Annotated in this window: 7 protein-coding genes; 2 read left to right on the top strand and 5 right to left on the bottom strand. The window is 64.2% G+C overall.

The window, feature by feature from the left end; translation table 11 throughout:
- Nucleotides 1-354: 354 nt before the first annotated feature.
- The 5 genes from C9422_RS19055 to C9422_RS19035 are packed head-to-tail and all read right to left on the bottom strand — an operon-like array spanning nucleotide 355 to nucleotide 5,049.
- Nucleotides 355-1,395 (bottom strand): ABC transporter substrate-binding protein, encoded by a 1,041-nt coding sequence (locus C9422_RS19055; protein ID WP_116581759.1) that lies wholly within the window; start codon nucleotides 1,393-1,395, stop codon nucleotides 355-357.
- 35 nt (nucleotides 1,396-1,430) lie between these two features.
- Nucleotides 1,431-2,600: an acetylornithine deacetylase gene (gene argE / locus C9422_RS19050; RefSeq protein WP_116581758.1), complete on the bottom strand. Its 1,170-nt coding sequence runs from the start codon at nucleotides 2,598-2,600 to the stop codon at nucleotides 1,431-1,433.
- The gene (locus tag C9422_RS19045) at nucleotides 2,593-3,267 is read right to left on the bottom strand and encodes a DUF1028 domain-containing protein (RefSeq protein ID WP_116581757.1); all 675 of its coding nucleotides are present in this window, start codon (nucleotides 3,265-3,267) and stop codon (nucleotides 2,593-2,595) included. The genes argE and C9422_RS19045 overlap by 8 nt, the downstream gene beginning before the upstream one ends.
- Nucleotides 3,268-3,277: 10 nt before the next feature.
- Entirely contained in the window at nucleotides 3,278-3,688 is a 411-nt protein-coding gene (locus C9422_RS19040; protein WP_003201555.1) for a RidA family protein, read from the bottom strand.
- Nucleotides 3,688-5,049: an NAD(P)/FAD-dependent oxidoreductase gene (locus tag C9422_RS19035; RefSeq protein WP_178082428.1), complete on the bottom strand. Its 1,362-nt coding sequence runs from the start codon at nucleotides 5,047-5,049 to the stop codon at nucleotides 3,688-3,690. Before C9422_RS19035 ends, C9422_RS19040 begins: the two co-directional genes overlap by 1 nt.
- Nucleotides 5,050-5,323: 274 nt before the next feature.
- Between C9422_RS19035 and C9422_RS19030 the strand changes: the two genes are divergently transcribed.
- Together C9422_RS19030 and C9422_RS19025 are read left to right on the top strand one after the other, a co-directional pair.
- Nucleotides 5,324-6,700, top strand: coding sequence for a pyridoxal-phosphate dependent enzyme (locus C9422_RS19030; protein ID WP_007976080.1), 1,377 nt, complete (start codon nucleotides 5,324-5,326; stop codon nucleotides 6,698-6,700).
- Complete coding sequence (locus C9422_RS19025) at nucleotides 6,697-7,875, top strand: PLP-dependent aspartate aminotransferase family protein (protein ID WP_007976078.1); 1,179 nt, start codon at nucleotides 6,697-6,699, stop codon at nucleotides 7,873-7,875. Before C9422_RS19030 ends, C9422_RS19025 begins: the two co-directional genes overlap by 4 nt.
- The last annotated feature ends 270 nt before the right edge of the window (nucleotides 7,876-8,145 follow it).

Genomic DNA, 8,145 nt, shown 5'->3' with positions numbered 1-8,145 from the left:
TCTGCGTTTTAACTGACTGTCATCACCACTGCGCGAAGGCGGCAAAGCTTGAACCCGAGGTATCGCACTGTTTTTTTGTGGGAGCGAGCTTGCTCGCGATGGCGGTGGCACATCCAGCATCGATGTGACTGACATACCGCCATCGCGGGCAAGCCCGCTCCCACAGGGTTCTGCGTTTTAACTGACTGTCATCACCACTGCGCGAAGGCGGCAAAGCTTGAACCCGAGGTATCGCACTGTTTTTTTGTGGGAGCGAGCTTGCTCGCGATGGCGGTGGCACATCCAGCATCGATGTGGCTGACATACCGCCATCGCGGGCAAGCCCGCCACACAGGGGGTTATGCGGTGCCTGTATCAGCGCGCAGCCCAGGCGTTGAAGCGCTGTTCCAGCTCTTCGCCATGGTCGACCCAGAACTCTGCGTCCACCGCCCGGGCGCCGGCCAGGTTGGCTTCGGCGGTTGGCAGTTGTTCCTGCACGTCCTTGGGCAGCAATGGCAAGGTCTGGCGATGCACCGGCCCGTAGGGGATGTTTTCCGAGAAGACTTTTTGCGTCTGCGGCTGGCTGGCGAACGCGATGAAGTTTTCCGCCAACGCCTTGTTCGGCGTACCTTTGACCACTGCCCAGTATTCCGGGTCGTACAGGCTTTGCGGCCAGACGATGCTCAGCTTCATGCCTTCCTTTTGCGCCGAGGCGATCCGGCCGTTGTAGGCCGCGCTCATCACCACGTCGCCGGCCACCAGCCATTGCGCCGGTTGCGCGCCCGCCTCCCACCACTGGATGTTCGGCTTGATCTGGTCGAGCTTGGCAAAGGCCCGGGTCACGCCTTGTGGGGTGTTCAGGACCTTATAGATGTCATCCGCCTTGACGCCGTCGGCCAACAAGGCGATTTCCAGGGTGTACTTGGCGCTCTTGCGCAGGCCGCGCTTGCCCGGGAAGTCGGCGACGTTCCAGAAGTCCGCCCAGGATTGCGGCGCCTTGGCCTGTTTGCTCTGGTCATAGGCCATGACCATCGACCAGACGTAAGTGGCCACCCCGCATTCGGTCAGCGCACCGGGCACGAAGTTCGCCGAATCACCGAAGCGCCCGGCGTCGAGCTTCTCGAACAGGCCCTCCTCGCAGCCGCGCAACAACTCGGGGCTTTCGACTTCCACCACGTCCCAGCTGGTGTGACCGGCCGAGACCATGGCCTTGATCTTCGACAGCTCGCCGTTGTACTCACCGGCGATGATGTTGCCCGCGCCACTGGCATTGAACGGCTGGAAGTAGGCTTTATCCTGGGCCTGCTTGGTAGCACCACCGAAGGAAATCACGGTGAGGTCCTGGGGGGCCGCCCACACACTGGCACTCAACAACGCCAGGGCAAACGGAACACTGCAACGCAAGGATCTGGACATGGATCGCTTCCTCGGGGCTGGTCGGCCCGCTGTTGTTATGGGTGTTCGGATTCACTCAAGTAAGCCGCCAGGCGATCCATCAGGCGGTCACAGGCCGCCATCTGGTCGACGCTGACAAATTCATCGGGCTTGTGCCCCTGGTCCATGCTGCCGGGACCGCAGACCACGGTCGCAATCCCGGCCTGATTGAACAGCCCGCCTTCGGTGCCAAAGGCCACGGTGCCGAAATCATCGCTGCCACACAGCTCGGCAATCAGCCGGGCGGCGGCGCTGTCGGCGGGTGTCGCCAGGCCCGGATAGGCCGAGATTTTTTCAAAGCGGATCGCGGTATCGGTGTCCACGGCCTGCATGGCCGGCAGCAACGTCTGCTCGGCATAGTCCTGCAGCTCATCGACGACCACTTGCGGAGCGAAGTCCGGCAAGGCGCGGATCTCGAAATCGAAACGGCAGTCCGCTGGCACGATGTTCAGCGCCGTACCGCCCTGGATCACGCCGACCTGCACGGTCGAGAACGCCGGATCGAAGCGCTTGTCGTGCAATGACGGCCTGGCCAGGGTGGCGCCGATGTCGCCCAGCCGACCGATCAGGCGCGCGGCCTGCTCGATGGCATTGACCCCATAAGGCGCGTAGGCCGAATGACAGGCCGCACCACGCACGTGGCAACGCATCGCCAGCTTGCCCTTGTGGCCGAGCACCGGCTTGAGCTCGGTCGGCTCGCCGATCAGGCACAACGCCGGGGCCGGGATGCGTTGGGGCAACACTTCCAGCAAACCGCGCACACCGAGGCAGCCGACCTCTTCGTCATAGGAAAACGCCAAATGCACCGGACGCTTCAAAGGGCTGGCGAGAAACACCGGCACGGCCGCCAGCACCGAGGCCAGATAGCCTTTCATGTCCGCCGTGCCGCGACCGTAAAGCTTGCCGCCCGCCTCGCTCAGGCTGAACGGCTCGACCGTCCAGGCCTGGCCATCCACCGGCACCACATCGGTGTGACCGGACAGCACGATGCCGCCGGCCACGCTCGGGCCGACCGTGGCCAACAGATTGGCCTTGGTCCGCTCGGCGTTGTAGATCAGCTCGCAATCCACGCCCAGCTCGTGCAGGTAGTCACGCACGAACTCGATCAGCTCGAGGTTCGAATCGCGGCTGACCGTGGCGAACCCGATCAACCGCGCGAGCATGGCGCGGCTGCGCAACTCACTCATCGCCGGGCACTCCATACGCGGGGGCCAGGGTCGGATTGAGGGCGCGGGTCAGGTAGTCCTGCAATTGCGGCTCGTAGGCCGTCCACAGTTTGCCCAGCTCGCCAATCGGGTTTTCATCGGCCCAATCCACCCGCAGATCGACAATCGGCCAGGTCAGGTCACCGACCACCGACAACGCCGCCGAGTGCACTGCGCCCGCTTCGCCGCCAGCGTCCTGCCCTGCCTGCAAGGCATTCATCAGGCGGGTGGCGAGGCAGCCTTCGCTGCTTTCGAAGGCCGCGACCATTGCCTCGATCACCCCACTGTTGGCCAGCAGATTGCCGGCCGCCACGCATTGGTCACCGGCCACCGCGTTGTTGATGCCCAGCGCATGGTTGCCGCTGAACACCGCGGTACGACCGTGGGCATCCACCACCGCCACCTGGCGGTATTGGCTGTAGCCGTTGCGGGTCAACGAGTGGTCCAGCGCCTGGGGCGGCGCCGAGCCGTTGGCCAGTTCATCGAGGATCTGCGGGCCAAGGGCCGGCAGCGTGATGTTCTGGCTCGACACCGCGCCGACCCCGGCACGCAGCCAGGGGCAGCGCGCACCGACGGCGATGCTCGAAGAACTGATGGCAATGCCCAGCTGGCCGGTCTCGGCGCAGCGACCCACGATGGAAAAAGTCATGGCGAAGTCCTTATTCAGGGATAACGGCAATCACGTCGATTTCCATCAGCCACTGCGGCTGGCCGAGGGCACTGACCACCAGTCCGGTGGAAATCGGGAACACACCCTTGAGCCACTTGCCGACCTCCTGGTACACCGGCTCGCGATAGCGCGGGTCGATCAGGTAGGTGGTGGTCTTGACGATGTGGCTCAGGTCGCTGCCCGCCTCTTCCAGCAATTGCTTGACGTTGCGCATGGCCTGTTCGGCCTGGGCGCGCGGATCACCGAGGCCCACCAGTTGGCCGTTGAAATCGGTGCCGACCTGACCACGGACATACACGGTATTGCCGGCGCGCACGGCCTGGCACAGATCGTTGTCCAGCGTCTGGTTCGGGTAGGTGTCTTTGGTGTTGAACATGCGGATGCGGGTATGAGTAGGCATTAACGAACTCCCATGAGGCTGGCTTTCTGAACAGGTGCGCGGGCGGCGTCGGCTTGACGCTGGGTCGCATCCCGATAGTTGAAATAGGTGTGCTGTTTAACGATGTGATCGGCGATGTGCTTGGCGTCGTGCCAAACGCCCCAGATGAACGCGGAGCCACGACGGGACTGCCACGGCAACCCGACGAAATACACACCGGGCTCGGCCGACACGCCGCGCTGGTGCTGCGGCTTGCCGTTTTCCTTGAAGGCATCGACCTTCAGCCAGCTGTAGTCGGTGGAGTAACCGGTGGCCCAGATGATCGTGGTCACGCCGGCCTTGACCAGGTCCAGTTCCAGGATTGGGTTTGTCACGCAATCCGGATCGGCCAGCATGGCCCGGGCTTCCGGTTCCAGCGGCAGGTCCAGGCCGTTGCGCTCGATATAGGCGTCGGCCTTGTCGAGCAGCGCGAGGTAGTTTTCATCGCCACGGCGGATGTTGTCGGCGAGGTTGTTTTCGAAACTCACCACGGTGCCATTGAACGATTGAGTCAGGCCGACCAGGGTCATGCCCTGATGCGCCAGGCGACGGAAGTCCACGGTGTGGCCGCCACGGGCACCGCTCACGGCGATGGTCACATGTTCCTTGCCCGGTTGCATGGCCTCGGCATCCCACTCGCCCAGCACCCCCAGCCACCAGCAGAAATCGCGGTTGCGATAGGCGCGCGGCGGACGATCGTGGGCGCCGACCGAGAGGTAGACCTGTTTGCCGGAACGCTGCAGCTCATCGGCGATCTGCACGCCCGACGACCCGGCGCCCACCACCAGCACCGCGCCTTCGGCCAGTTGCTGCGGGTTGTAGTACTGGGCGGAGTGAATCTGGTTGATGCCGGCCATTGGCGGGGCAATCGGCGGGATGGCCGGACGCTGGAACGGGCCCGTGGCGACCACCACATGGCGGGCCTCGATCACGCCATCAGAGGTTTCAACGGTGAAACCCGGACGGTCGGCATTGCGTTGTACGCTCTTGACTTCAACACCGGTGCGGATCGGCGCGTTGAACTTGCGGGCGTAGGCTTCGAAGTACTCGGCCACCTGCTCTTTGCCGGCGAAGGCGTCCGGGTCCAGGCCGTCGAATTCCAGGCCCGGGAAGCGGTCGTGCCAGGCAGGACCGTTGGCCACCAGCGAATCCCAGCGGCCGGTGCGCCAGGCTTCGGCGATACGGTTGCGCTCCAGCACGAGGTGGGGCACACCGAGTTTGCTCAGGTGTTCACTCATGGCCACGCCGGCCTGGCCGGCGCCAACAACAAGCGTATCAATTACGGTTTTATCAACTGTCATGGCTGTGCACTTCTGAAAGGTGGTTTGATTCAGGTCGGTCATGGCTGCCGCCTCGATTCTGATCACTGTTGTTCTTCTGCTGCGGCTATCGGTATCAGGGTGTTGGCCGCATTCTGTTCGGAGCCGGGAAATAGCGAAATTATGTTTTTTGTGGTTGCTGGCGAGGAAAAAGCGTCGAGGTGACCGGCTGGCCGTGCAAGGTTGCGGTCGACCCGATCCCGGCCTATGGTCCAAGCGATGCATTGCCCGCGACCGGCGCGAAGACCCGGCGCGGATTGCTGTCCATCCAGTGCGGATTCACGCAAGGAGTGATGACATGCCCGACTATTCCCGTCCTGCCGTACTCGAACTGATTGGCAATACCCCGCTGGTACGCGTCAGCCGGTTCGATACCGGTCCCTGCACGCTGTTTCTCAAACTCGAATCACAGAACCCCGGCGGTTCGATCAAGGACCGCATCGGTCTGGCCATGATCGACACCGCCGAACGCGACGGCCGCCTGCGCCCCGGCGGCACCATCGTCGAAGCCACCGCCGGCAACACCGGCCTGGGCCTGGCCCTGGTCGGCCGCGCCAAGGGCTATCGCGTCGTGCTGGTGGTGCCGGACAAGATGTCCACCGAGAAGGTCTTGCACCTCAAGGCCATGGGCGCCGAGGTGCACATCACCCGCTCCGATGTCGGCAAGGGCCATCCCGAGTACTACCAGGACGTTGCCGCGCGGCTGGCGGCAGAAATTCCCGATGCGTTCTTCGCCGACCAGTTCAACAACCCGGCCAACCCCCTGGCCCACGAATGCAGTACCGCGCCGGAGATCTGGGCGCAAACCCAGCACGATGTGGACGCCATCGTCGTCGGCGTCGGATCGGCCGGCACCCTCACCGGCCTGACCCGTTTCTTCAAACGCGTGCAGCCGGACCTGGAAATGGTCCTGGCCGACCCGGTCGGTTCGGTGATGGCTGAATACAGCCGCGGTGGCACCCTCCCCACCCCCGGCTCCTGGGCGGTGGAAGGCATCGGCGAAGACTTCATCCCGTCGATTGCCGACCTGTCCAGCGTGCGCCACGCCTATTCGATCAGCGATGAAGAAAGCTTCGACCATGCCCGCCAGTTGCTGCGCGCCGAAGGCATACTCGGCGGCTCGTCGACCGGTACCCTGCTGGCGGCGGCGCTGCGTTACTGCCGCGAACAGACCCAGCCGAAACGGGTGGTGAGCTTCGTCTGCGACACCGGTACGCGTTACCTGTCGAAGGTCTACAACGACCAGTGGATGAACGATCAGGGCCTGCTGCAACGCAAGCACTACGGCGACCTGCGCGACCTGATCGCGCGGCGTTTCGAGGATGGCCGGGTGATCAGCGTCGGCCCCGACGACACCCTGCTCACCGCGTTTCAGCGCATGCGTCTGGCGGACGTGTCGCAACTGCCGGTGCTGGTGAAGGGTCAGCAACTGGTCGGCGTGATCGACGAGTCCGACATCCTGCTGGGGGTGCATGAAGACGTTGCGCACTTCCGTAAAACCGTGGCCAGCGCCATGACCGACAAACTGCAGACCCTGTCCCCCGCTGCCACCCTGGCGGAACTGGAGGCAGAGCTGGGCCGAGGGCTGGTGGCGATCATCCAGGATGCCTCGGGCTTCCACGGCCTGATTACCCGAACCGACATGCTCAACCATTTGCGGAGATCCCTGCCATGAGTCAACAGGACAAAAACGCCCCGCCTCAGGGCTTCGCCACCCGGGTTATCCATGCCGGGCAAACACCGGACCCTTCGACCGGGGCCTTGATGCCGCCGATCTACGCCAACTCCACCTACCTGCAGCAGAGCCCCGGCGTACACAAGGGCCTCGACTACGGGCGCTCGCACAACCCGACGCGCTGGGCCCTGGAGCGCTGCGTGGCCGACCTCGAAGGCGGCACCCGGGGCTTTGCCTTCGCCTCGGGCCTGGCGACCATTTCCACGGTGCTGGAACTGCTCGACGCCGGTTCGCACGTGGTCTCCGGCAACGACCTGTACGGCGGCACCTTCCGCCTGTTCGACAAGGTGCGCCAGCGCAGCGCCGGGCACCGCTTCAGCTTCGTCGACCTGACCGACCTGGCGGCGTTCGAGGCGTCCCTGCAGGACGACACCCGCATGGTCATGGTCGAGACCCCGAGCAACCCGCTGCTGCGCCTCACCGACCTCGCCGCCATCGCCCGCACCTGCCGCGCGCGCGGCATCATCTGCGTGGCCGACAACACCTTCGCCAGCCCGTGGATCCAGCGCCCGCTGGAACTGGGTTTCGACATCGTGCTGCACTCGACCACCAAATACCTCAACGGCCACTCCGACGTGATCGGCGGCATCGCCGTGGTCGGGCAGAACGCCGAACTGGCCGAGCGCCTGGGCTTCCTGCAAAACGCCGTCGGCGCCATCGCCGGTCCGTTCGATGCCTTCCTCACCCTGCGCGGGGTGAAGACCCTGGCCCTGCGCATGGAACGGCACTGCAGCAACGCACTGGAACTGGCGCAGTGGCTGGAGCGTCAGCCGCAAGTCTCGCGGGTCTACTACCCCGGCCTGCCCTCGCACCCGCAACACGAACTGGCCCAGCGGCAAATGCGTGGATTCGGCGGGATGATCTCCCTCGACCTCAACAGCGACCTGGCCGGCGCCAAACGCTTCCTCGAGAACGTGCAGATCTTCGCCCTGGCCGAGAGCCTGGGCGGCGTGGAAAGCCTGATCGAACACCCGGCGATCATGACCCACGCCACCATCCCGCCCGATACCCGGGCAGAGCTGGGGATTGGCGATGGGCTGGTGCGGTTGTCGGTGGGGGTTGAGGACGTCGAAGACTTGCGCGCAGATCTGGCGCAGGCGTTGGCGCGGATGTAAAGGTCAAAAGATCGCAGCCTGCGGCAGCTCCTACATGGGAATGCGTACCCTGTAGGAGCTGCCGCAGGCTGCGATCTTTTGACCCTCCCCACAATCGCACCATTTTCATTGGAACGCCCCCCTGTAGGAGCTGCCGAAGGCTGCGATCTTTTGACCCTCCCCACAATCGCACCATTTTCATTGGAACGCCCCCCTGTAGGAGCTGCCGCAGGCTGCGATCTTTTGACCCTCCCCACAATCGCACCATTTTCATTGGAACGCCCCCCCTGT

This window comes from Pseudomonas sp. B1(2018), from assembly GCF_003097365.1.
In the GTDB taxonomy this organism is placed as follows: domain Bacteria; phylum Pseudomonadota; class Gammaproteobacteria; order Pseudomonadales; family Pseudomonadaceae; genus Aquipseudomonas; species Aquipseudomonas laurylsulfatiphila.
The sequence above is the reverse complement of the archived record's forward strand: the minus strand, read 5'-3'. Positions and strand labels throughout refer to the sequence as shown.

Excerpts from the sequence above, each read along its gene's own strand:
- C9422_RS19040 (WP_003201555.1), bottom strand. The coding sequence starts at position 3,688 with ATGCCTACTCATACCCGCATCCGCATGTTCAACACCAAAGACACCTAC.
- C9422_RS19055 (WP_116581759.1), bottom strand. The coding sequence starts at position 1,395 with ATGTCCAGATCCTTGCGTTGCAGTGTTCCGTTTGCCCTGGCGTTGTTG.
- C9422_RS19035 (WP_178082428.1), bottom strand. The coding sequence starts at position 5,049 with ATGACCGACCTGAATCAAACCACCTTTCAGAAGTGCACAGCCATGACA.
- C9422_RS19025 (WP_007976078.1), top strand. The coding sequence starts at position 6,697 with ATGAGTCAACAGGACAAAAACGCCCCGCCTCAGGGCTTCGCCACCCGG.
- argE (WP_116581758.1), bottom strand. The coding sequence starts at position 2,600 with ATGAGTGAGTTGCGCAGCCGCGCCATGCTCGCGCGGTTGATCGGGTTC.
- C9422_RS19030 (WP_007976080.1), top strand. The coding sequence starts at position 5,324 with ATGCCCGACTATTCCCGTCCTGCCGTACTCGAACTGATTGGCAATACC.
- C9422_RS19045 (WP_116581757.1), bottom strand. The coding sequence starts at position 3,267 with ATGACTTTTTCCATCGTGGGTCGCTGCGCCGAGACCGGCCAGCTGGGC.